Origin of the sequence: Yinghuangia seranimata (assembly GCF_029953285.1) — a bacterium.
GTDB classification, from domain to species: Bacteria; Actinomycetota; Actinomycetes; order Streptomycetales; family Streptomycetaceae; genus Yinghuangia; species Yinghuangia seranimata.
Genome location: NZ_JASAOI010000011.1, coordinates 47,768 through 69,675, shown reverse-complemented (window position 1 = coordinate 69,675; position 21,908 = coordinate 47,768). Strand labels below are relative to the sequence as shown.

The 21,908-nt window shown below is 73.4% G+C and carries 22 protein-coding genes and 1 riboswitch; of the genes, 9 read left to right on the top strand and 13 right to left on the bottom strand.

Going from position 1 to position 21,908, the window contains the following annotated elements:
* Positions 1-268: 268 nt before the first annotated feature.
* On the bottom strand, positions 269-1,264 hold the full coding sequence (locus QI554_RS08350; protein ID WP_281467569.1) for a hypothetical protein: 996 nt from the start codon (positions 1,262-1,264) through the stop codon (positions 269-271).
* Between the two features lie 101 nt (positions 1,265-1,365).
* Positions 1,366-2,307, bottom strand: a complete 942-nt coding sequence (gene metF / locus QI554_RS08345; RefSeq protein ID WP_281467568.1) for a methylenetetrahydrofolate reductase [NAD(P)H] — start codon at positions 2,305-2,307, stop codon at positions 1,366-1,368.
* Between the two features lie 204 nt (positions 2,308-2,511).
* Between metF and QI554_RS08340 the strand changes: the two genes are divergently transcribed.
* Entirely contained in the window at positions 2,512-3,642 is a 1,131-nt protein-coding gene (locus tag QI554_RS08340; RefSeq protein ID WP_281467566.1) for a polyprenyl synthetase family protein, read from the top strand.
* A gap of 8 nt (positions 3,643-3,650) precedes the next feature.
* A complete protein-coding gene (locus QI554_RS08335; protein ID WP_281467564.1) occupies positions 3,651-4,211 on the top strand; it encodes a hypothetical protein in 561 nt (186 codons plus the stop codon).
* 249 nt (positions 4,212-4,460) lie between these two features.
* Here QI554_RS08335 and QI554_RS08330 read toward each other — a convergent pair whose 3' ends face one another.
* The 6 genes from QI554_RS08330 to QI554_RS08305 all read right to left on the bottom strand — a co-directional run bounded on the left by QI554_RS08330 (position 4,461) and on the right by QI554_RS08305 (position 9,123).
* Complete coding sequence (locus QI554_RS08330) at positions 4,461-5,618, bottom strand: hypothetical protein (protein ID WP_281467562.1); 1,158 nt, start codon at positions 5,616-5,618, stop codon at positions 4,461-4,463.
* A gap of 160 nt (positions 5,619-5,778) precedes the next feature.
* A complete protein-coding gene (locus QI554_RS08325; RefSeq protein ID WP_281467560.1) occupies positions 5,779-6,207 on the bottom strand; it encodes a barstar family protein in 429 nt (142 codons plus the stop codon).
* Positions 6,204-6,683, bottom strand: a complete 480-nt coding sequence (locus tag QI554_RS08320; RefSeq protein WP_425527937.1) for a guanyl-specific ribonuclease — start codon at positions 6,681-6,683, stop codon at positions 6,204-6,206. Before QI554_RS08320 ends, QI554_RS08325 begins: the two co-directional genes overlap by 4 nt.
* A 124-nt stretch (positions 6,684-6,807) precedes the next feature.
* The gene (gene thiE, locus QI554_RS08315; RefSeq protein ID WP_281467558.1) at positions 6,808-7,458 is read right to left on the bottom strand and encodes a thiamine phosphate synthase; all 651 of its coding nucleotides are present in this window, start codon (positions 7,456-7,458) and stop codon (positions 6,808-6,810) included.
* Positions 7,455-7,820: an Rv2175c family DNA-binding protein gene (locus QI554_RS08310; protein WP_281467556.1), complete on the bottom strand. Its 366-nt coding sequence runs from the start codon at positions 7,818-7,820 to the stop codon at positions 7,455-7,457. The genes thiE and QI554_RS08310 overlap by 4 nt, the downstream gene beginning before the upstream one ends.
* 88 nt (positions 7,821-7,908) lie before the next feature.
* On the bottom strand, positions 7,909-9,123 hold the full coding sequence (locus QI554_RS08305) for an NAD(P)/FAD-dependent oxidoreductase (RefSeq protein ID WP_281467554.1): 1,215 nt from the start codon (positions 9,121-9,123) through the stop codon (positions 7,909-7,911).
* Positions 9,124-9,268: 145 nt separating this feature from the next.
* Positions 9,269-9,382: riboswitch (TPP riboswitch) on the top strand.
* Between QI554_RS08305 and thiO the strand changes: the two genes are divergently transcribed.
* From thiO to pknB, 4 genes are all read left to right on the top strand, one after another.
* Positions 9,380-10,627: a glycine oxidase ThiO gene (gene thiO, locus QI554_RS08300; RefSeq protein WP_281467552.1), complete on the top strand. Its 1,248-nt coding sequence runs from the start codon at positions 9,380-9,382 to the stop codon at positions 10,625-10,627. It overlaps the preceding riboswitch by 3 nt.
* Positions 10,624-10,842 (top strand): sulfur carrier protein ThiS, encoded by a 219-nt coding sequence (gene thiS, locus QI554_RS08295; RefSeq protein WP_281467550.1) that lies wholly within the window; start codon positions 10,624-10,626, stop codon positions 10,840-10,842. The genes thiO and thiS overlap by 4 nt, the downstream gene beginning before the upstream one ends.
* 62 nt (positions 10,843-10,904) lie before the next feature.
* On the top strand, positions 10,905-11,687 hold the full coding sequence (locus tag QI554_RS08290) for a thiazole synthase (RefSeq protein WP_281467893.1): 783 nt from the start codon (positions 10,905-10,907) through the stop codon (positions 11,685-11,687).
* Between the two features lie 118 nt (positions 11,688-11,805).
* Complete coding sequence (gene pknB / locus QI554_RS08285) at positions 11,806-13,794, top strand: Stk1 family PASTA domain-containing Ser/Thr kinase (protein WP_281467891.1); 1,989 nt, start codon at positions 11,806-11,808, stop codon at positions 13,792-13,794.
* Positions 13,795-13,828: 34 nt separating this feature from the next.
* On the opposite strand, the gene QI554_RS08280 is transcribed toward pknB, so the two are convergent.
* Positions 13,829-14,428 carry a sulfite oxidase-like oxidoreductase gene (locus QI554_RS08280; protein WP_281467548.1) on the bottom strand — a complete coding sequence of 200 codons (600 nt, stop codon included), beginning with the start codon at positions 14,426-14,428 and terminating at the stop codon, positions 13,829-13,831.
* A 234-nt stretch (positions 14,429-14,662) separates the two neighbouring features.
* On the opposite strand from QI554_RS08280, the gene bfr reads away from it, so the two are divergent.
* Positions 14,663-15,142, top strand: a complete 480-nt coding sequence (bfr, locus tag QI554_RS08275; protein WP_281467546.1) for a bacterioferritin — start codon at positions 14,663-14,665, stop codon at positions 15,140-15,142.
* 136 nt (positions 15,143-15,278) lie between these two features.
* Positions 15,279-15,584, top strand: coding sequence for a (2Fe-2S)-binding protein (locus QI554_RS08270; protein ID WP_425527936.1), 306 nt, complete (start codon positions 15,279-15,281; stop codon positions 15,582-15,584).
* On the opposite strand, the gene QI554_RS08265 is transcribed toward QI554_RS08270, so the two are convergent.
* From QI554_RS08265 to QI554_RS08255, 3 genes are all read right to left on the bottom strand, one after another.
* Complete coding sequence (locus QI554_RS08265; protein WP_281467543.1) at positions 15,581-16,543, bottom strand: polysaccharide deacetylase family protein; 963 nt, start codon at positions 16,541-16,543, stop codon at positions 15,581-15,583. The two genes, QI554_RS08270 and QI554_RS08265, sit on opposite strands and share 4 nt — an antisense overlap.
* The gene (locus tag QI554_RS08260; RefSeq protein WP_281467540.1) at positions 16,540-17,559 is read right to left on the bottom strand and encodes a threonine aldolase family protein; all 1,020 of its coding nucleotides are present in this window, start codon (positions 17,557-17,559) and stop codon (positions 16,540-16,542) included. Before QI554_RS08260 ends, QI554_RS08265 begins: the two co-directional genes overlap by 4 nt.
* A gap of 121 nt (positions 17,560-17,680) precedes the next feature.
* On the bottom strand, positions 17,681-19,015 hold the full coding sequence (locus QI554_RS08255; protein WP_281467539.1) for a class II 3-deoxy-7-phosphoheptulonate synthase: 1,335 nt from the start codon (positions 19,013-19,015) through the stop codon (positions 17,681-17,683).
* 323 nt (positions 19,016-19,338) lie between these two features.
* On the opposite strand from QI554_RS08255, the gene QI554_RS08250 reads away from it, so the two are divergent.
* Positions 19,339-21,282, top strand: coding sequence for an anthranilate synthase family protein (locus tag QI554_RS08250; RefSeq protein ID WP_425527935.1), 1,944 nt, complete (start codon positions 19,339-19,341; stop codon positions 21,280-21,282).
* A 15-nt stretch (positions 21,283-21,297) separates the two neighbouring features.
* Here QI554_RS08250 and QI554_RS08245 read toward each other — a convergent pair whose 3' ends face one another.
* Entirely contained in the window at positions 21,298-21,861 is a 564-nt protein-coding gene (locus QI554_RS08245) for a TIGR03086 family metal-binding protein (protein ID WP_281467535.1), read from the bottom strand.
* Positions 21,862-21,908 lie beyond the last annotated feature (47 nt).

Sequence of the window (21,908 nt, the reverse complement as noted above, 5' to 3'; positions counted from 1 at the left end):
ACGCCCCGAGCGACGCCGCCCCCGAAGGCGCCACGGCGTGGACGGTGCAGGTGCGCGTCCCCGCACACGGCACCGGACGAGGCCGGGTCGACTGGGACGCGCCGGGTGTACGCACGTCTTTCCAGGACATCGTGCTGGACCTGCTCGCGCGCCGCGGCCTGCCGGTCACCGACCGGCTGCGCTGGTGCGAACTGCGTACCCCCGCCGACCTGGAGCGGGCGACCGGCGTGCCCGGCGGCGCCGTCTTCGCGTCGCCGGTCGCGGGCGGTCAGCCCAACCGCTCGCCGGTGCCGGGGCTGTACTCGGTGGGGGCCTCGGCCCACCCGGGGGGCGGGCTCATCGGCGCCGGGATGGGCGCGGCGCTCGTGGCCGAGTTGGTCGGACGGGCGTAGAGCGACACGTCCTCGGCCTGCTCCCCGTCGGGGCCGCCTGCCACCGGCTGGGCGAAGTACGCGGTCGGCGGCTGCTGCGGCATCGGCGGCGCCTGGTAGCCGCCGGGGGGCCCGTAGTCGCCAACGAACCCGGTCTCGGGCGGGGTGTAGTCGGCGGCGGCCTCGAACCGTCCGGTCGCCGTGTGCTGTTCGCCCGGCTGCCCAGGCTGCCCGAGGTCCGGCTGGTACGCGTACTGACCGGTGTCGGGGTACGCGTAGCCCTCGGCGCTGGTCGCCCAGGCGTAACCCGACGCGTTGGGGTCGGCCTCGTCGTAGCCCTGCGCCTGCGCGGCGGAGGCGTACGTGTCCGCGGGGCCGTCGGCGAAGACCGGTTGGCCGTAGTCGGGGTGGTAGGCCTGCGTGGCACCGTCGGCGAACACCGGTTCGACGCCCTCGCCGTGGCCCGGCGCGACCGCCGCCGCGAAGCCCTGCGCGTCCGGCGCGTACTCGTCCGGGAACCCGTCCGCGGTGTACGCGTCGGCGGTGTACGTGTCCGCGGCCGCGAACGCGGCCTGCTCGGGCACGGCCTTCTCGGCGCTCCGCCGGCGGCCCCGCTTCGCGACCTTCTTGCGGCCGAAGCTCACCGTCCAGCCGTGGTAGTAGCCGCTGCGCACGTACCGCGTCACCAGGAACTGCCCGACGACGAAGACGAATCCGCCCGCCGCCGACACGATGCCGTTCCCCAGCGCGACCCCGAAGACCACGCCGGCGAAGCCGATGACCGCCAGCACGCGGTACCGGAACGGCGCACCGTGCTGCCACATCGTCTCGGTGAGCAGCCACAGCCCGACCGGGACGAAAAGCACATACAGCACGATCATGCCGACCTGCACGGGCGTGCCCTTCCCTCGAACGGATGAAGGCCCCTCACCCTAACGGGATGCGGGGCCCCTCCGTCCAGCGTGCGGCGGCGGATTCCGGGGTCGTGGCGGGCTCAGCGCTCGCGGTCGCGCAGGCCGAGGTTCTCGTAGATGCGCAGCGTCGCGATCGACTTGTTGAGCGTGATGAAGTGCAGCCCCGGGGCGCCCTCGGCGAGCAGGCGCTCGCCCATCTCGGTGCCGTACTCGATGCCGACCTCCTGGACCGCCGCCGGGTCGTCGGCCACGGCACGCACACGGTCGGCGAGCCCGGCCGGGAAGTCGGCGTTGCTCAGCTGCGCGAAGCGCTCGATCTGGCCGACGTTCGTGACCGGCATGATCTCCGGGATGATCGGCACGTCGCAGCCGGCCGCCGCGACCCGGTCGCGCAGCCGCAGGTAGTCCTCGACGTGGAAGAACATCTGGGTGATCGCGTAGTCCGCGCCCGCGCGGCACTTGCGCACGAAGTGCCGGATGTCGTCGTCCCAGTTGGTCGAGCGCGGGTGCATCTCGGGGAACGCGGCCACGCCCACGCAGAAGTCGCCCGACTCCTTGAGCAGGCGCACCAGCTCCTCGGCGTACGTGAAGCCCTGCGGGTGCGCGACCCACTCGCCCTGCGGGTTGCCCGGCGGGTCGCCGCGCAGCGCCAGGACGTTGCGGACGCCCGCGTCGGCGTACTGGCCGATGATGTTGCGCAGCTCGGCGATCGAGTGGCCGACGGCGGTGAAGTGGCCCACCGGGGTCAGCGTGGTCTCGGTGGCGATGCGCTCGGTGATGTTGACCGTGCGGTCGCGGTTGGAGCCGCCCGCGCCATAGGTGACCGAGACGAAGGAGGGGCCGAGCGCCTCGACACGGCGCAGCGCGTCCCAGAGGTGCCGCTCGCCCACTTCGGTCTTGGGCGGGAAGAACTCGAACGAGAACGTCCGCCTGCCGTTCGCGAGAAGATCGCGAATGGCCTGCGCGCGTGCCGGACCCAGCGGCCCTCCCGAGTTCCGGGGCGTGGCGACTCCTAGAGACATAACGGCAGGTTACTGGGCGTACCCCGGGCTGAGGAGGCATTGTCCGCTCCGCGAGACACCGATCTTGCTACTTGGGCGGCCATTCGGCGCAATCCGCCGGGCCTCCGTGACCGGCCCCACACTCCCAGGCGACCTGAGGACAGCGGCAGGCCCGCCGCCCGGTTACCCTGCTTGGGCCCCTCGCCTTAAGGAAGACGACCCGTCGTGACCTCCTCCCCGGCCTCCGCCGCGGCCGCCCAGCCCCCCGCACCCGACGCCGTGCACCCGCTCGACCGGGACGGCCTGCGCGGCCGGGTCAACCAGGCGCTCACCGCGTTCATGGACCGGCAGGCCGACGTGCTCTCCGACGTCGGCACCGGCATGGCGCCCGTCACCGAGGCGCTGCGCGACTTCCTCCTCGACGGCGGCAAGCGCCTGCGACCCGGGTTCTGCTACTGGGGCTGGCGCGGCGCGGGCGGCGTCGACGACGGCCCCGCGGGTGACGCGGCCGTACGCGCCGCCACCTCGCTCGAACTGCTGCAGGCCAGCGCGCTCATCCACGACGACCTGATGGACCGCAGCGACACCCGCCGCGGCAAGCCCGCCGTGCACCGCCGCTTCGAAGCGCTGCACGGGGCCTCGGCGTGGCACGGCGACGGCGAGGGCTTCGGCTCCGCCGCCGCGCTGCTGCTCGGCGACCTGTGCCTGACGTGGTCCGACGAGATGTTCTCGGGCAGCGGCGTCGACCCGGTGCTGCTCGCCGCCGCGAAGCCGCTGTTCGACGTGATGCGCACCGAGGTCATGGCCGGCCAGTACCTCGACGTGCTGGAGCAGGCCATGGGCGGCGGCTCCGTCGAGCGGTCGCGGCGGGTCATCCGCTACAAGTCCGCGAAGTACACCATCGAACGGCCGCTGCACGTCGGCGCGGCGCTCGCCGGGGGCGGGCCCGAACTGCTCGCCGCGTACTCCGCGTACGGGCTGCCGCTGGGCGAGGCGTTCCAGCTGCGCGACGACGTGCTGGGCGTCTTCGGCGACCCCGCGGAGACGGGCAAGCCGGCGGGCGACGACCTGCGGGAGGGCAAGCGCACCGTGCTGCTGGCCCTCGCCGCCGAGCGGAGCGGCCCGACGCAGACCCGGCTGCTCGACGAGCTCGTCGGCGACCCCGCGCTGGACGACGCGGGCGTCAAGGAACTGCGGGCGGTCATCGAGGACACCGGGGCGCTGGCCGAGGTCGAGTCGATGATCGACGCGCTGACGGAGAGCGCGATCCAGGCGCTGGCCGCGGCGCCGATCACCGACGAGGCCAAGGCGGTCCTGTACGGCCTCGTCGAGGCCGCGACCGTCCGACGCGTCTGAGCCGCACGATGCCGGACGGCACCGCCTTCGACGTACGGGCCCTGCTCGACGCGGGTGCCGTGCCCTACGGGCCCGGGCTGACCGCGGCCGAACTTGCCGCCGTCGAGGACGCGTACGGCTTCCGCTTCGCGCCCGACCACCGCGAGCTCCTCACCGGCGCGCTGCCGCTCGGCGCCGGCTGGCCGGACTGGCGCGACGGCGGAGCGGCGAAGCTCAAGGCCCAGCTGTCGCTGCCAGCGGCCGGCGTGCTCTTCGACGTCGAACACGCCGCCTTCTGGCCGACCGCTTGGGGCCCCCGTCCGGCCCAACTGAGGCACGCCCTGAAGTCGGCCCGCTGGCACCTGGCCAAGGCCCCGACCCTGGTCCCCCTCCACGCCAACCACTACCTCCCCGCCGCCCCGGCCGGGCCAGGCCACCCGGTCCTGGCGATCCGCCGCACCGAGGTGACGGTCATTCACGGCTCCCTGTCGGACTACCTACGGACCGACCTGACGAACACCGAAGCCCCGACGACACCGCCACCCTCGACGGTGCCCTTCTGGTCCGACCTGATCGCGGGCTCGGCCTGACGCATCAGCACCGCTGAGGGCCGCGGGCTGCCCGTGGAGGGCGGGGCGAGGCCGCCGGCTCCGAGGACGGGGCCCGGGGCAAGGTCCGGCCGACGGAGCCAGGCGGCACGACGCGGGCAAGATCCCAAGCAGGCCCTGAGCGGGTGGGGCGCGTAGCCGATCAAGACGGGCGAGGTTGACGGGCACACGGAGGCGTGGCGGCGCCGGTGGTTCGGGGCCTTGTTCGGGCGGTGCCGGGCTGGCGCGCCGTCAGTACCGGTCCGGGGGCGGGGTTCCGTAGGGCCAGCCGCTGTGGGGGCCTGGGCGGGGTGGGGGGCGGCGGATGGGTTCGGCGGGCTGGGGTGGGAGTTCGGGGGCGGGGCTGGGTGGGGCCAGTGGCGGGGGTGCGATGTTCGGGCGGTGGAGGCCTGCGACAGCCCAGTCGGGTGGGGCGGTGCCGTAGCCGATTGGGGCCGGCACGGGGCGGCGCGCGGGTGCGCCTGGCGTCGGCAGGGCCGCGTGAGGGCTCGGGGTGGCGGCGTTCGCCGCTGTGGGCCGGTGCGGGCGGCCCGGGGTCGGGCGGGGGGCGGCGGCTTGGGCGGTTGTGGGGCTGGTGTCGTCGACCTCGCGTGTGGCCTGGTGTGCCGTCTCGGCCGCTCCCGTGCGTGCCTGCGGCTGCTGGGGCCTGGCCGGGGGCTCGCGGCGGGGCGGCGGCGCGGCGGCGTAGGCCGGGATGTCCGGTGCCGTCGGGGCGGCCGGTTCGCGCGGTGGGCGGCCGGTGTCGGCGGCGACAGGGCGCAGGGCGTCCGGGGGGAAACGCCCGATGAGCAGCAGGGCGGTCAGGAAGATCCCGAGCACAACGAGCGGCCCGAACAGCCCGTTGGGGTCGGTGTCGCGGGGCCGCGTGGGCACGGAGCCAGTGCGGGTCGGCTCGGGCGGGGAACCGACCTGCGGCAGTGCGGGCGTGGAATCGGTCCTGCTCGGCGCGATCTTCTCCCCCGCTGCGGCGTTCTCCGCGAGACCTGGGTCCACGGTCGGATCTGGTTCCGTCGCCTGGCCTGGTTCCGTCGCCGGACCTGGTTCCACGGTCGGGCCTGGTTCCGCGGTCGGGCCTGGTTCCACAGTCGGGCCTGGTTCCACGGTCGGATCCGGGCCCTCGGTCGGGCGGTCCCTCCTGGCCACTCGCCCGCGCGGTGGTGGCACCAGCGGGGTCGGCGCGGACCCGCCCGCCGTGCCTCCCGCGGTGTCGGGTTGGTCGCCCTCCGGGCCGCTGTCGCCGTCGTCGCCGTCGGTCGCCGGGTCGGCGGTGTCGTCCTGTCGGACGGGCCGCGGCGCCGGGACGATCGCGTCGGTGCGCGGGGTGGTCGAGGCGAGCAGGACACTGTCGTAGGCCGCACCGGCCGGGCGGCGCTCCACGGAGCTGTTCATGATTCGCAGTCTGGCCAGTTGGCGACGGTGCGTCCGGGGCCCGGCGCGCGACGCGAACCAATCACACCGGTGTCCACCCGGATGGCGCACATTTCGCCGCATCTCGGTCACTCGGCGGACGGGTGACGACCATTCGTGGACGAGACCGGCCCCACGTCCGTCAGGTCCGGACCAGCACCACCAATGGTGTCGCCGTGTCCCGCCAGTGCTCGGCGGTTTCGCGCAGGACGTTCCGGGCCGCCGCCCACGCGTCGGGGTCGTGTTCGGCGAACCGGTGCCAGCCGTGGACGACGAGCAGCCGCCGCCCGGGCTCCGGCAGCAGCCCGGGGTCGGTCAGGCAGTCCCACAGCGCGTCCCAGTTGCGCCCGAAGTAGCCCGGCAGGCGGAGGTCGCGTGCGCAGGCGTCCATGAACCCGGCCTTGTCGGTCACGCCGGCCAGGTCGAGCCGCGCATACGCCCACCCGTGCGCCTCGGCGGAGGCCCGCAGCCGTTCGCCGGGCGCCGCGTAGGGCACGTCGGCCAGGTCGCCCGGCAGCAGCCCGGACGTCCACGGTGTCGCGTTCCGCACCTCGTGCCAGCGGCGGATCACGGGACGATCACCCGGAACGTCGCGTAGTGGTCCGCCGTGTAGTACCGCTCCCCCGGCCGCCCGGTGATGACGCGCCGCGCGCCCCGGTCGGGCGAGCCCGGCGTCTCGACCGTGTACTCGTGGTAGTAGCCGGACTTCTGCTTCGGCAGCCGTCCTTCGCGGTTGGCGAAGACGGCGCCGTCCTGGCGGTACGGGTACGGCCCGCCCGCGTCGATCAGCCGCAGGGTCCGGCGGGCCTCCGCCGGCAGTTGGTCGGCCGTGACGGCGGCCATCCCGGGCGGCACCGAGACGAGCGCCTGTGCGTCGCCGGTCGCCCCCGGGACCGCCGTCGCGGACGCCGCCCGCGTCCCGGTCCCCGGCGCGCTCGTCCCGTCGTCGCCGCCCCGCGTCAGTCCGAGCGCGAGGGCGACGGCGACGAGGACCGCCAGCAGTCCGCCCGCGAGCGCCAGGCGGCTCTTGCGCGACATATCCGACATAGTCCGGATGGTGGCACGGATGCCCGCGCCGGAACGGCAACGGCGCGCGGCCCGTCGTGGGCCGCGCGCCGTCCGTCGTTTCAGGTCTGCCGCGGTTCGTCCCGCGGCCGCCCGTCAGGGCGGCTCACCCCTGGCTGAGCCTCCGCACGAACTGCGCGGTGGTGTCCGCCGGGTCGTCCGCTTCGGTGATCGCCCGGACGACGACGACCCGCGTCGCGCCCGCGTCGAGGACCTCGTCGACGTTCTTGAGGTCGATGCCGCCGATCGCGAACCACGGCCGCTCGGGCCGCTTGGCGGCCGTGTACCGGACGAGGTCCAGGCCGGGCGCGTGCCGCCCGGGCTTGGTCGGCGTCGGCCACACCGGGCCGGTGCAGAAGTAGTCGACGCCGGGCTCGGTCAGTGCCGCGTCGACCTCGGACTCCGCGTGCGTGGAGCGCCCGATGACGACGGAGTCGCCGATGATCGCGCGGGCGTGCGGCACCGGCAGGTCGTCCTGACCGAGGTGCAGGACGTCGGACCCTGCCGCGTGTGCGACGTCCGCGCGGTCGTTGACGGCGAGCAGCCGCCCGTGCCGCCGTGCCGCGTCGGCGAACACCTGGAGGGCCTCGAGCTCCTGCTTGGCCTCCAGGCCCTTCTGCCGCAGCTGCACGATGTCGACGCCGGCGGCCAGCACCGCGTCGAGGAACTCCGGCAGGTCGCCCTGCTTCTCACGGGCGTCGGTGCACAGGTAGAGGCGGGCGGCCGCGAGGGCCGCGCGCGGATCGGGTGCGCTCATACCGCCAGCGCCTGGGCGCGCCGCCGGACCTCGGTCTTGCGGTTGCCTCGCAGCGCCTCCACGGGCGTGCCGGGCAGCGAGTCGTCGGCGGTGAAGAGCCACTCGAGCATCTCGGTGTCCGAGAAGCCCGCGTCGGTCAGCACCGTGATGGTGCCGGCCAGGCCCTTCACGGTCGCGTTGTTCTGGATGAACGCGGCGGGCACCTGGAGGCTGTTGTTCTCGCCTCGGCGCACCGCGAGGAGCTGGCGTTCCTTGAGCAGTTGGCGGACCCGGGTCACCTCGACGCCGAACATCTCGGCGATGTCGGGGAGGGTCAGCCAGGCGTCGATGAGTTTTTCGATCGGGGTGTCGGTCTCGCTCACGGCACCAAGGATAGGAGAACGGACCGACCTCGGCGGATCGGCCCGCGCCATGCCGCCGGGGCGGCGGCGCGGGCCGAGCCGTCCCGGCTCAGCGCCCGGCGTCCTTGAGCTGGACGTCGATGTCGGCGAACTTCGCCCGGTCGACCGGCGCGCCGGTGGTGACCAGCTTGCGGCCCTGCGCCAGGTCGCGCGGGCGGGCGACGGTGAGCAGCGCGACGAGGGCGTCGCCGCGGAACCATCCCGCGGTCCACTTCCCGTCCTCGCCCGGGCCGCGTATGACCAGGTCCTCGCCGACCGGGTGGTGGCCGACGTACTGCACCATGCGGCCGAACTGGTCCGACCAGAAGTACGGGACCGGGTCGTACGCCGCGTCGCCGCCGAGCAGGTTGGCGGCCACTGTGCGCGGCGCCTGGAGGGCGTTGTCCCAGTGCTCGACGTGCAGGCGGGCGGCGTAGCGCGCGGAGTCGAAGACGGTGCAGTCGCCCACGGCGTACACGCCGGGCGCGGAGGTGTGCAGGTGGTCGTCGACCACGACGCAGCCGCGCGGGTCGAGGTCGACGCCGGAGTCGGCGAGCCAGCCGGTCTCGGGGCGGACGCCGATGCCGACGACGATGGCGTCGGCGGGCAGCCGGCGCCCGTCGGTGAGGTGGACCGCGCCGGGTTCGAGGCGGTCGACGCGGGCGTCGAGCAGCAGTTCGACGCCGGCCTCGGCGTACCAGGGCACGAACCGGGCGCCGATCTCGTCGGGGAACGCGCCGGCGAGCGGGGCGTGCAGCGCCTCGACGACGGTGACCCGGCAGCCGAGCGCCGCGGCGGACGAGGCGACCTCCGCGCCGATCCAGCCGGCGCCCACGACGACGACGTGCGCGCCGGGCACCAGCGCGGCGCGCAGCGCGCGGGCGTCGTCGATGGTGCGCAGCGTGTGCACGCCGGGCACCTCGTCGGCGCCGGGCAGGTTCACAACGCGCGAGCCGGTGGCGATGACCAGCCGGTCGAACGGCACGGGTCCGGCGTCGGTGTCGACCTCGCCGCCTTCGCCGTTGCCTTCGGTGCCCTTGTTCAGGCGCAGCCCGGTCGCGGTGCGACCGAAGATCGTCTGGACGTCCATGGCCGCGAAGTCGGCCTCGAACGCGGTGTCGTCGGTCTTGCCGACGAGGACGTCCTTGGACAGCGGCGGCCGGTCGTACGGCGCGTGCGGCTCGGCCCCGAGCAGCGTGAGGCGCCCGGTGTAGCCCTGCTCGCGGAGCTGGACGACGGTCTGCAGGCCGGCCATGCCGGCACCCACGACAAGCACGTTCTCCATGGTGCGGAACCTTAGGGCGCTACACGTGCCGCGCCATCATCCAAGAGTTTGATTGAGGCAAGGATCACGTGAGCCGGGGACGACGGGCGCCCCGCACCCTTCGGACGATTCGCCAAGAGAAGCGCCAAATCGACCGGGGTAGGGTTGGTGTCCTCACGGGAGCCTGGTGTGACCGGGCTGAGAGGGGGGCTAGGGAGCCCCCGACCGTCCGAACCTGATCCGGGTCATACCGGCGCAAGGGAGTGTGTTCCCACCCATGGCTGCCACCAGCCCCGCCCGGCCGCCGGGCGCGGCGGACCCCGCCCGCGCCGCCGACGCCGTCGTGATCGGCGGCGGCGTCATCGGCCTGTCGATCGCGTGGCGTGCGGCGCGGCGCGGGCTCACCGTCACGGTCGTCGACCCCGCGCCCGGCACCGGCGCGTCGCACGCCGCCGCCGGCATGCTCACACCGGTCTCCGAGCTGCAGTACGGCGAAGAGGCCCTGCTGCGCCTCAACATGGACTCCGCCGACCGCTACCCCGCGTTCGCGGCCGAGCTGGAGGAGGCTTCCGGCCTGCCGTCCGGTTACCGCGCGTGCGGCACCCTCGCGGTCGCGCTCGACGCCGACGACCGCGCGGTGCTCAAGGACCTGCACGCCTTCCAGGCCCGGCTCGGCTTGGCCTCCGAGTGGCTGACCAGCCGGGAGTGCCGCCGCCTCGAGCCGATGCTGTCGCCGCAGGTCGCGGGCGGCCTGCACGTCGACGGCGACCACCAGATCGACAACCGGCGGCTCGTCGCGGCGCTGCTCGCGGCGCTCGACCGCACGCCCGGCGTCACGCTGGTGCGCGAGCGGGCCGCCGAGCTGCTCGTCGCCGGCGACCGCGCGACCGGCGTACGGCTCGCGGACGGCCGCACGCTGTCCGCCGGCCAGGTCGTCCTCGCGGCCGGCTGCCGCTCGGACGAACTGCCCGGGCTGCCGCCGGGAGTGCTGCCGCCGATCCGCCCCGTCAAGGGCGAGATCCTGCGGCTGCGCATACCCGGCGCCTACGCGCCCTTCCTGTCCCGCAACGTCCGCGGCGTGGTCAAGGGCGGCAGCATGTACCTGGTGCCGCGCGCCGACGGCGAGCTCGTGGTGGGTGCCACCGAGCACGACCTGTCCGACACCGAGGTCACCGCCGGCGGCGTCTACGAGCTCCTGCGCGACGCCCACGAGCTGGTGCCCGGCATCACCGAGCTGCCGCTCGTCGAGACGTACGCCGGCCTGCGCCCCGGGAGCCCCGACAACGCCCCCGTGGTCGGCGCCTCCGCGCTGGACGGCCTGGTCGTGGCGACCGGCCACTACCGGCACGGCGTGCTGCTGACCCCGGTGACCGCGGACGCGGTCGCCGAGCTGCTCGCCGAGGGCACCGTGCCCGACGTCGTCCGGCCGTGGGGCCCGCTGCGCTTCACCGCCCCGAACACCGCGCACCGCCCCGACGGCGGAACCGCCAGCAGTACCGCCAGCAAGGAGGTGTCGTACGCGTGACCGTACAGCCGACCCACGCCGTGTCCGTCAACGGCGAGCCCCGCACGCTCGCCGTCGGCACCACCGTCGCCGCGCTCGTGGCGACGATGACGTCCGCGCTCAAGGGCGTCGCCGTCGCGGTCAACGAGGACGTCGTGCCGCGCAGCGCGTGGCCGACCACCGTGCTCGCCGACGGGGACCGCGTCGAGGTGCTGACCGCGGTGCAGGGAGGATGATCCGCGTGACCGACACGACCGCGACCCCGACCGCCGGAGCGCTCTCCTCGGCGGTGGCCGAGCTGGGCACCGACCGGCTCGAACTCGGCGGCGAGGTGTTCTCGTCGCGCCTGATCACCGGCACCGGCGGCGCGCCGAGCCTGGAGATCCTGGAGGCCGCCCTGGTGGCCTCCGGCACCGAGATGACCACCGTCGCCATGCGCCGCCTCAACCCGAGCACCAGCGGCTCGGTGCTCGACCTGCTGCGCCGGCTCGGCATCCGCCCGCTGCCGAACACCGCGGGCTGCTACACGTCGGGCGAGGCCGTGCTGACCGCGCGGCTCGCCCGGGAGGCGCTCGAGACGGACTGGGTGAAGCTGGAGGTCGTCGCCGACGAGCGCACGCTGCTGCCCGACACCGTCGAGCTGCTGGACGCCGCCGAGCGGCTGGTCGACGACGGCTTCACGGTCCTCGCGTACACGAACGACGACCCGGTGGTCGCGCGCCGCCTCGAACAGGTCGGCTGCGCCGCGGTGATGCCGCTCGGCTCGCCGATCGGGTCGGGCCTCGGCATCCGCAACCCGCACAACATCCGGCTGATCACCGAGCAGGCGACGGTGCCGGTGGTGCTGGACGCGGGCCTCGGCACGGCGTCCGACGCGGCGCTCGCGATGGAGCTCGGCTGCGCCGCGGTGATGCTCGCGTCGGCCGTGACGCGCGCCCAGGATCCCGCGCTGATGGCCGCCGGGATGCGGCACGCGGTCGAGGCGGGGCGACTCGCTTACCGTGCCGGGCGGATCCCGCGCCGGCACTACGCGGAGGCGTCGTCGCCGACCGACGGGCTCGCCGAAATCCCCGCTTTCTGACGGCGTAAGGGCCGCGCCGCGCCGGGGTTTCCGGCATCTGACTGCAGGTCAGCGGCCGGAACCGAACGGCGGTGTGACCCGTCACTGCCAGGGTGACCGTAAAATCCCAGGCGTGGACATGACGATGGACGACCCGCTCGTCGGGCGCTTGCTCGACGGCCGTTACCGGGTGGAGTCCCGGATCGCCGCGGGCGGCATGGCCACCGTTTACCGTGCTCTGGACACGCGTCTGGACCGCACGGTCGCGGTCAAGGTGATGCACCCGGCGATGGCCGCCGACGCGTCCTTCACCGACCGCTTCATCCGGGAGGCCAAGGCCGCGGCGCGGCTCTCGCACCCGAATGTGGTCGGTGTGTTCGACCAGGGACACGACGGCGACGTCGTGTTCCTGGCGATGGAGTACGTCGAGGGCCGAACCCTGCGCGAACTGCTGCAGGACCTCGGCACGCTGACGCCCCGTGAGGCGTTCGGCGTGCTGGAGCCGACACTCGCGGCGCTCGGCGCGGCGCACCGCGCGGGCTTCGTGCACCGCGACGTGAAGCCGGAGAACGTGCTGATCTCGGACGACGGCGGCATCAAGGTCGCCGACTTCGGGCTGGCCCGGGCCACCGCGACGGCCGCGTCGGCGGCCACCGGCAAGGTGCTGGTCGGCACCGTGGCGTACCTGGCTCCGGAGCAGATCGAACGCGGCGCGGCGTCGCCGACGTCGGACGTGTACGCGGCCGGGATCCTGCTCTACGAGATGCTGACGGGCCGTCAGCCCTACCAGGGCCGCTCGGCCGTCGAGATCATCTACAAGCACGTGCACGAGGACGTGCCGCCGCCGTCGCGCGCCGTGCCCGGCCTGTCGCGCGCGCTGGACACGCTGATCGCGCGGTCGACCGCCCGCGACCCGTTCCACCGCCCGCCGGACGCGGAGCAGTTGCTGGCGATGGTCCGGCAGATCCGCCAGCACGAGATGACCGACGCCGAACTGGACTTCGGCGCGGCCGAGCGGGTCCTCCCGCCCCCGCCGCGGCACGACGACACGCCGCTGGAAGGCGAGCTGTTCCTGCCCACGCGCGAGGTCGAAGTCCCGCTGAACATCGGCCCGTTGGGGCTGCCCACCGAGTCGGTGCTCGACGAGCACCTGCACGCGGGCTACAACGACGACGGCGGCGCGTACGACGACCACGGCTACTACGACGGCCCGGGCGAGCCGCCCGGCAAGGGCGCCGCGCGCCGCCGCGGCCCGTCGCGCGGCATGCTCGCGTTCCTCGTCGTGGTGGTGCTCGCCGCGGCGATCGGCATCACCGCCTGGCAGTTGGGCGCGAACCGCTCGGTGAGCGTGCCGACGGTGGTCAGCCTCGCCAGGGCCGAGGCGCAGAAGAAGGTCGAGTCCAAGGGCCTCAAGGTGCGCTTCCAGGAGGAGTACAGCGAGACGGTGCCGCGCGACGGCGTCATCTCCTCCGACCCGGGCGCGGGGCGCAGCCTCGACAAGGGCGCGACGGTGACCCTGAAGATCTCGCTGGGCCCCGAGCGCCGGACCGTGCCGCCGCTGGCCGGGCTGCCGGTGGACCAGGCCAGGAAGGCGGTCACCGACGCGGGCCTGGTGGTCGGCAAGGTGTCGCAGCAGGACAGTTCGCTGCCGGTCGGGCAGGTGGCGTCCACGACGCCGACGGTCGGCACGTCCGTGTCGCCCGGGTCGACGGTGGACCTGATCGTCAGCAAGGGCACGCCGGTCCCCGTGCCGAGCCTGGTCGGGCTGACCGAGCAGGAGGCGCGCGACACGCTGGCCCAGTGGCAGCTCGGCGTCAACGTCGACCCGGTCCCGGTGTTCTCCAACGACGCCCCGGCCGGACGGGTCGCGAGCCAGAACCCGGCGACCGGCACGGTCTACCCGGGCACCGTCATCACCGTGGTGATGTCGAAGGGCCCGGACCTGGTGCTGGTGCCCAAGGTCGACGGCATGAGCGAGGACGACGCGAAGCGCACGCTGACCGACGCGGGCTTCCAGGTGAGCGTCAACACCGTGTTCCCGCTGGGGCCGAAGAAGGTGACCAGCATGAGCCCGGGCGGCAACAACATGGCGCCGCGCGGGTCGAAGGTGACGATAAACGTGTTCTGAGCCGGGCCCCGGCCCGGATCGCGGCGGGTCCCGACTACGTGAGGTCGGGGCCCTCGCCGGCCTGTTCCTGGTAGGAGTAGCGCTGCTCCTGCCAGGGGTCGCCGATGTTGTGGTAGCCGCGCTCCTCCCAGAAGCCGCGCTTGTCGGCGACCATGTACTCGATGCCGCGGACCCACTTGGGGCCCTTCCACGCGTACAGGTGGGGGACGATCAACCGCACCGGGAAGCCGTGTTCCGCGGTCAGCGGCTCGCCTTCGTGGTGGGTGGCGAAGATGGTGCGCTCGGTCGCGAAGTCGCCGATGCGCAGGTTGGAGCTGAAGCCGTACTCGGCCCACACCATCACGTGCGTGACCTCGGGCGCGGGCGGCGCGAGTTCAAGGACGGTCTCGGCGGACACGCCGCCCCACTCGTTGTTCAGCATGCTGAACTTGGTGACGCAGTGGAAGTCGGCGACCACGGTGCTGCGCGGCAGCGCGGAGAACTCCTCGTGGTTCCAGGACTGCTTGTCGCCGGACGCGGTGGCGCCGAACACCCGGAAGTCCCAGGTGTCCGGGCGGAAGCGGGGGACCGGGCCGTAGTGCAGGACCGGCCAACCGCGTTGCAGACGCTGGCCAGGGGGCAGTCGGGGGTCCATGGTGTCTATCGTCCCATCCCCGCGAGGCGGGTCATGACCGGGCCCCGTCCCGGCCGTCCGGGACCACCGAACCGATCATTTCCGGATAAACGGCGTACACGACGCATTGCAAGGCAAGGCTTCCCTTCGTGGAAATTCCGGGCCTCGGAGTGACAGCATTCACATAACCGTGATCACGTGCGCCCCACGTACCTCACGGATCCCCGCCGCCACCAAGTCGGAAGGCGCATCGCGATGCACGGCGACCCGCAGATCCTCGAACTCCTCAACGAGCAGCTCACGGCCGAGCTCACCGCCATCAACCAGTACTTCCTGCACGCCAAGCTGCAGGAGCACTGGGGCTACACGAAGCTCGCGAGCTACACCCGGCACGAGTCCTTCGACGAGATGAAGCACGCCGAGAAGCTCACCGACCGGATCCTCTTCCTGGAGGGCCTGCCGAACTACCAGCGGCTGAACGCCCTGCGGATCGGCCAGACGCTGGAGGAGATGTTCCGCGCGGACATGGCGGTCGAGATGGAGGCCATCGAGCGGCTTCGTGGCGGGATCCTGCTCATGCGCGAGAAGGGCGACGCGACCTCGGCCAACCTGTTCGAGGACATCCTGGCCGACGAGGAAGGGCACGTCGACTACCTGGAGACCCAGCTCGACCTGCTGAAGAAGCTCGGCGAGCCGCTCTACATCGCGAGCCTGATCGAGCAACCGGAGAGCTGACACGAGGGCCGCACGAGGGCGGCTTCCGGCCACGTGACGCAGGCCTCTCTTCACTTCCCGCCGAGGGTGAGGTTACCCTTACCTTAGTGACCTCACCCTTGGGGGACGTTCCGTGTACGTGTGTATCTGCTTCGGCGTGACCGACGGTCAGGTCAGCGCCCAGATAGAGGGCGGCGCGCGCAGCATGCGCGAGATCGCCGCCTCGTGCGGTGCGGGCACCGACTGCGGTCGCTGCGTGAAGACGATCTCCGCGATGATCCCCCGGGACGACACCCGCGCGTGCGACGGCTGCACCAAGCGCTGCGGCCGCATATGCCGCGCCGACCGCCCCGCCGCCGCCCCCATCGGCGCCACGGCGTGCGACGACGCGGCCGTGGTCGCGCCCACGCCGATGATCGGCGTCCCGCTCACCGTGGTCCGCACCGAGGAGTCGGCCGCCTAGCGGCCCGCCGCCGCACCCACCAGGTCCGACACCCGGACCACCTCGAAGCCCTTCGCGCGCAGCCCCTCGACGATCTTCACGATCGCATCGCCGGTATGCGCGGCCGGCCCCAGCGAGTTGTGCATGACCACCACCGACCCGTTCTTGGCCTGCGCCAGCACCGTCGCGGCGATCTTGTCGCCCGTCGTGCCGTCCGCGTCGGTGCTGATGACGTCCCACTGGATCGGCGTGACGCCGGTCGGGGCGATCGCCTTGAGCGCCTCCTTGTCGTAGCAGCCGCCCGGGAAGCGGAAGTACGGCACCGTGTGCGCGCCCTGCACCGCCCTCAGCCGCTCGAACGGCGCCCGCACCTCGGCGGCCATCTCGCCGGTCGGGACGTGCCCGAGCCCGTAGCAGGTCCCCGCGAAGCCGCGGTGCGTGAGCGAGTGGCTGGCCACCTCGAACAGCGGGTCGGTCGCGATCCCGCGCGCCTCCTGCGGATACGTGTCGATCCACAGCCCGGTCATGAAGAACGTCGCGGGCACCTTCAGCCGCCGCAGGTCCGCCAGCAGCGCCGTGTTGTCGTACGACGCGGTCTTGCCGGTGCGCAGCCGGTCCTGCATGCCGGCGGTCATGTCGCTGTCGAAGGTCAGCGCGACGCGCGGCTTGTCGCGCGGGCCGTTGGTGAACACCGGCGGCAGACCGTCGGGGCCCAGGGGCAGCGTGCGCACGTTCGGGGTCCACGCGCCTATCGCGCCGGCTGGGGCCGGGCTCGACGAGGCGGACGCCGGGGCCGTGCCCGATGCCGCGGGCGAACCGTCGGACGGGACGGACGAGTTGCCGTTGTGGGCGGGCGCCCCGGCGCCGGGCTTGTCGGCATCGTCCGAACCGGAGCCGCCGCCGGAGCAGCCGGTCGCCAGGACGGCGAGCAGGGCAAGAAACGCAGCCGCTGTGCGCGGCCGCCGGAAGGAGGAGGTCACCGCGCGGCCCCGGCCAGCACCTCGGCGGCCTTGGCGCACGCCGACACGTCGACGTCCATGTGCGTCACCATGCGGATCAGCCGCGGCCCGAACGCCGAGACCAGCACGCCCGCCTCGCGGCACCGCGCGGCGACCTCGACGGCCGCCGGGCCGGACTCGGGAAGGCGTACCAGGACGAGGTTCGTCTCGGGCTCGACGACGTCCAGGCCGTCCTCGGTCAGCCGGTCGGCGATCAGCCGCGCGTGCGCGTGGTCCTCGGCCAGGCGTCCGATGTGCCGGTCCAGCGCGTACAGGCCGCCGGCCGCGAGGATGCCGGCCTGCCGCATCGCGCCGCCCATGCGGTGCCGCATGCGGCGCGCCTCGGGCATCCGCTCGGCGGGGATCAGCACGACCGATCCGGCCGGCGCGCCCAGGCCCTTGGACAGGCACACCGCCATGGTGTCGAACAGCGCGCCGTACTCCGCAAACGGCGTGCCCGTCGCGATGTGCGCGTGCCAGATGCGCGCGCCGTCGCAGTGCACCGCGACATCGGCGGCGTCGGCCAACTCCCGTACGGCCCGCAGCTGCTCCAGCGGGTAGACGGAACCGCCGCCGCGGTTGTGGGTCTGCTCGACGGCGATCGCCTTGGTGCCGACCGTGTACTGGTCGCCGGCGCGGATCAGCCGGGCCACGTCGTCCGGCCGCAGCAGGCCGCGCGGGCTCAGCGTCGTGCGGGTCTGGACACCGCCGTGCCAGGCCGCGGCGCCGTCCTCGTGCGCCACGATGTGCGCGTCGGCGTCCAGCACCAGCTCCTCGCCGGGCGCGACCAGCAGCCGGACCGCGATCTGGTTCGCCATCACCCCGGTGGGCGTGAACAGCCCCGCGTGCCGTCCTCCGAACAGGCCCGCGACCTTGTCCTCGAGCGCGCGGACGGTCGGGTCCTCGCCGTAGACGTCGTCCCCCACCTCGGCGTCCGCCATCGCGGCCCGCATCGCGGGGGTGGGACGGGTGACGGTATCGCTTCGCAGATCAATCACGGGCCTAGCCTGCCATCCGAAAACGGCGAAGGGGCGCACGCGATGATCGCGTGCGCCCCCTGGCTGTCGGCCGCGCCGCCGCGGACGGTTCCGGACCGTCCCAGGCGTCGGGGCGGAGGCCTCAGTGGCCCCGGTACATCTCCGCGACGAGGAACGCGAGGTCGAGCGACTGGCTGCGGTTGAGCCGCGGGTCGCATGCCGTCTCGTACCGCTGGTGCAGGTCGTCGACGAAGATCTCGTCGCCGCCGCCCACGCACTCGGTCACGTCGTCGCCGGTCAGCTCGACGTGGATGCCGCCCGGGTGGGTGCCGAGCGCGCGGTGCACCTCGAAGAAGCCCTTGACCTCGTCGAGCACGTCGTCGAAGCGGCGGGTCTTGTGCCCGCTGGACGCCTCGAAGGTGTTGCCGTGCATCGGGTCGCACACCCACGCGACCTGCGCGCCGGACGCCGTGACCTTCTCCACCAGCGCGGGCAGCGCGTCGCGCACCTTGCCCGCGCCCATGCGGATGATGAACGTCAGGCGGCCCGGCTCACGGTTCGGGTCGACCTTGTCGATCAGCGCGAGCGCGTCCTCGGGCGACGTCGTCGGGCCGAGCTTCACGCCGATCGGGTTGCGGATCCGGGACGCGAACTCGACGTGCGCGCCGTCCAGCTGCCGGGTGCGCTCGCCGATCCACACCATGTGGCCCGAGACGTCGTACAGGTCACCGGTCCGCGAGTCGACGCGGGTCAGCGCGCTCTCGTAGTCCAGGATCAGCGCCTCGTGCGACGCGAAGAACTCGACCGTGCGGAACTCCTCCGGGTCGACGCCGCACGCGTGCATGAAGCGCAGCGCGCCGTCGATCTCGGAGGCCAGCCGCTCGTAGCGCTCGCCCGACGGGGACAGCGCCACGAAGTCCTGGTTCCAAGCGTGCACCTGGCGCAGGTCGGCGTAACCGCCGGTGGTGAACGCGCGCACCAGGTTCAGCGTCGCGGACGACGAGTGGTACATGCGCTTGAGGCGCTCCGGGTCCGGGATCCGGGCCTCGGGGGTGAACGCCAGGTCGTTGACCGCGTCGCCGCGGTACGTCGGCAGGGTGACGCCGTCCCGGGTCTCCACCGGCTGCGAGCGCGGCTTGGAGTACTGGCCGGCCATGCGGCCCACCTTGACGACCGGCACGGACGCGGCATACGTCAGCACGACGGCCATCTGGAGCAGCGTCTTGAGCTTGTTCCGGATCGCGTCGGCGGTGTTGCCGATGAACGTCTCCGCGCAGTCGCCGCCCTGGAGCAGGAACGCCTCGCCGCGCGCGACCGAGGCCAGCCGGCCCCTCAGCTGGTCGCACTCGCCGGCGAACACGAGCGGCGGATAGGACGCGAGGTCCGCGAGCACGTCGCGCAGGGCCTCCGAGTCCGGCCACTCGGGCTGCTGCGCCGCCGGGAGGGATCGCCAGGTGTCGATGTCGTTCGCTGTCACGAGCCCAGGTTAAACAATCGGGCAAGGAGTTTTGCTCGCTGACCGTAGAGCGAGACGCAGGTCTCGGACCTCGGACTTTTATGGGTGGGCGCCGCGCCGCTGGGCACGGTGCTTTCCCACGGGTGACCGGCCCGCTACAGTGACCCCATGATCGCACCCCGGCTCAGTTCCTGGTGGTGGCCCCGCTCCGCGGTGGCCGCCTCAGCTCGCGATCTCTAGACCTCGATCCGACGGCCGCCCGATGGGCGGCCGTTTTTGCGTCCCGGGGGGATCCGGTGGACGCGGGAGCGGAGCCCAGGCGGGCGGGACCGTCCCCGACCCCGATGGGACACCCCGTGAACCCGCAGGACCCGACCGGCACCGCGCGCACCGCTGACGTCGCCGCCGAGACCGCCGCACTGCTCGCGCCACTGTTCTCCGCCGCGCCTCCGCCGTTCGCGCTGATCAGGCGCGAGGGCCGGGACGCGCTCGACCTGCTCTTCGGCACCGTCACCGACGCCGACACGCTCGACGGCATCCCGCTTCCCGACGCGACCGCCACCGGGCGCGACGAGCTCGACGTGCTGGCCCTCGTCCCGTACCGGCAGATCCGCGAGCGCGGCTTCGAGGCGTACGACGACGGCACGCCGCTGCGCTGCCTGCAGGTCACCGCCCGGCACGAGCTGCCGCTGGACGAGGTCCTCGCCGCGCTGCCCGACACCCCGGTCGCGCTCGCCGGCGGCGGCTTCGACGTCGACGACACGACCTACGCCGGCATCGTCGAGCGCGTCATCGCCGACGAGATCGGCCGCGGCGAGGGCGCGAACTTCGTGGTCCGCCGCGACTACCGCGACCGGATCGAGGACTACTCCCCCGCGACCGCCGGCACGCTGCTGCGCCGGCTGCTCACCCGCGAGACCGGCGCCTACTGGACGTACCTGATCCACACCGGCGACCTGACCCTGGTCGGCGCCAGCCCGGAGCGGCACGTCAGCGCGATCGGCGGCGAGGTCGCCATGAACCCGATCAGCGGCACGTACCGCTACCCGGCCGACGGGCCCGACCGGGACGGGCTGCTCGCGTTCCTGCGGGACGGCAAGGAGGTCGACGAGCTGTTCATGGTCGTCGACGAGGAACTGAAGATGATGAGCGAGGTCTGCGACCTCGGCGGCCGGGTCCTGGGCCCGTACCTGAAGGAGATGGGGCACCTCGCGCACACCGAGTACGTGCTGCGCGGGCGGTCGAGCCTCGACGTGCGGGCCGTCCTGCGCGGGACGATGTTCGCCCCGACCGTCACGGGATCCCCGCTCGAGAACGCCTGCCGCGTCATCCGCCGCCACGAGCCGACCGGGCGCGGCTACTACTCGGGCGTCGTCGCGCTCATGGGCCGCGACGCCGACGGCCGGCGCACCCTCGACGCGCCGATCCTGATCCGCACGGTCTACCTCACCCCGGACGGCGCCCTGCGCGTTCCGGCCGGCGCCACCCTCGTCCGGCACTCGGACCCGGCGAGCGAGGTCGCCGAGACGCACGCGAAGGCCGCGGGCGTCCTGGCCGCGCTCGGCGTGGTGCCCTCCTCCGTCCGCACCGCCGCGGCCGGCGTCCCCGTGCGCCTCGCCGACGACCCCGAGGTGGCGCAGCTCCTCGCCGCCCGCAACGCGGACCTGTCGCCGTTCTGGATGACGGCGCGCGACGACCAGGCTCTGCGCGCGCCGGAGCTGGCGAACCGCCGGGTGCTGATGATCGACGGCGAGGACACCTTCACCGCGATGCTCGCCCACCTGCTGCGCACGCTCGGGCTGGACGTGAGCGTGCGCGCGTACGACGACGTCTCCGCCCGCCAGGTCACCGAGGCCGACCTGCTGCTCGTCGGCCCGGGTCCCGGAGACCCGCGGCACGTCCTCGACCGCAAGATGCGCACGATGGGCGCGGCCGTCCGGCGGCGACTGGACGCGGGCGGCCCGATGCTCGGCGTGTGCCTGGGCCACCAGCTGATCGCCGCCGAACTCGGCCTCGGCCTGACCCGCAAGGACAGCCCGTACCAGGGCAAGCAGCTCACGATCGACCTGTTCGGCCGCGACGAACAGGTCGGCTTCTACAACACGTTCGCCGCCGTGGCCCCGGACCGCGCGCCGTTCGGCCTCGAGTTCAGCAGCGCCGAGGGCACCGGGCAGATCCACGCCATGCGCTCGAAGTCGCTCCGCGTGGCCGGACTCCAGTTCCACCCGGAGTCCGTGCTCACGAGGAACGGCCTGGGGATCCTCCGCGAGCTCCTGGCGGCGCTGTGAAGGCGTGACGCCGCCCTACGGCCGCCGGCCCAGCAGCGCGACCAGGCGGTCCTGGGCCGGGGCGTCGTCGGGGACCTCGACCGGGGCGGCGAAGACGCCGCTGCCCTGCCAGCTCTGCACGTGCGGGGACATGTAGTCGTAGAGGGTCTGGGCGAGTTGGGGGTCGATCCGGTCGTTCACGTCGATGCCCCGGGCGAGGTCCCAGCCGTGGACGGCCAGGTCGCCGATCATCTGCCAGGCGTAGTCGGCCGCCGGGATCAGGCCCATGCTGGTGTGGACCCGGCGGTCGAGGGCGCCCGGGGCGTGGAAGGCCTCCCGGGAGGCGGCGGCGGCGCGGGCCCAGGTGTCGGCCGCGTGGTTGCCGAGGACGTCGCCGTCGAAGCGGTCGCCGACGTCCTCCAGCGTCGCGCCGTCGAACAGGAAGGGCGCCCACAGGTGTTCGCCGGTCACGTGGTTCACGAGGTCGCGGACGGACCACTCGGCGCACGGTGTGCCGAGGTCCCACTGGCCGCGCTCGACCAGCCGGACCCGGCTGTCGAATTCCCGCATGGCCTCGTCGAATGCGTCGAGCTGATCCATGCCGTCCAGTACACCACCGACAGCGCTCCACGAGCGGCACGGCGCCC